This window comes from Lamprobacter sp., from assembly GCF_034860625.1.
Lineage (GTDB): Bacteria > Pseudomonadota > Gammaproteobacteria > Chromatiales > Chromatiaceae > Lamprobacter.
On record NZ_JAYESN010000594.1, the window covers coordinates 1 to 1065 of the forward strand.

Annotated in this window: 1 protein-coding gene and 1 pseudogene; both read right to left on the bottom strand. The window is 62.5% G+C overall.

All coding sequences use genetic code 11. The features are described 5' to 3' along the window. Positions 1–251 (bottom strand): annotated as a pseudogene (locus VBE63_RS30085) (dehydrogenase); the annotation flags it as partial. 52 nt (positions 252–303) lie between these two features. Beyond that, on the bottom strand, positions 304–1065 hold a 762-nt coding region (locus tag VBE63_RS30090), incomplete at its 5' end, for a PD-(D/E)XK nuclease family protein (RefSeq protein WP_323686633.1).

Genomic DNA, 1065 nt, shown 5'->3' on the forward strand with positions numbered 1-1065 from the left:
AAAGGCTGCGGCACAGGCCTTCTGGCCCTTGTCCTGGCGCCACAGCCGCAATATCCCAACGCCAACGGCTGTTCCAGCTTGCTGCGCACCGCCTCCACCGTCGGCATCAGGCCATCGGTCTTGACCTTCTCCAGCACCTGCTTGACCTTATCCGGCTGCTGGCGCGCCTTGTCGATTGGATTGGCCTTACCGAAGTCGACCAGCATGCGCTCGGTACCGGCCGAGACCAGCGAGCGCGTGGTGCGGATCAAGAGCGCGCCGTGACCGATGCCGCGAACGCATCGCTTGGCCCGTCAACCGCGCTTACGCCTCGCCATCGAGCGAGGTCACGTCGGTGGAATCGTGGTAAATCTCAATGCCGAGTCGCTCGGCGACCTCGCGCGCGCGCGCCTCGACCATCGGCGAAATGACGATCAGCCGCTGGGCCTGGCGCTGATGGAGCCGTTCATAGAAACGCGCCTTGCGCTCGAAACTGTAGAGGCCGGCTTTATCGATCGAGGATTTCAGCTCGCAGATCAACAGCACGCCATTCTTGACGATGATGTCGAGCTCGATCTGATCCGGTCGGCCGAACACCACGCCTTCCGCGTCGAATTCGGTGACGTTGACCACCTGCACGCCAAAGCTCTCCTCGAGGATGCCGGCCAGCGCGTTGCGAAAGGCCCGCTCAGACTGGATCCCCCAACGCGCACCCAAGGCTCCAATGCTGCGGTCGAACTTCTTGGTCTGCGCCATGATTTCCTCATGGACACGGTCGAAGTGCCGGTTGCTTTCTTCCCATTTGTGCGCCTGCTCCACCCGATCGCGCTCGGCTTGTGCCTGCTGCTCGTCCCATTTGTGCGCCTGTTCCGCCCGATCGCGCTCAGCTTGTGCCTGCTGCTCTTGCCACTTGAGTTCCTGGGTTTCCCATTTGCGCGCCTGCTCCGCCCGGTCGCGGCGCAATTCCCCCAGCATGGCGTGAAACCAATCCTCGGTCTCTCCGCGTGAAGGATGATGTGTACGCGTCAGCTCTAGCACATACTCGCGAAAGGCAGGATCCTCGCGCAAAAGCGCAGGCAGCTCGCG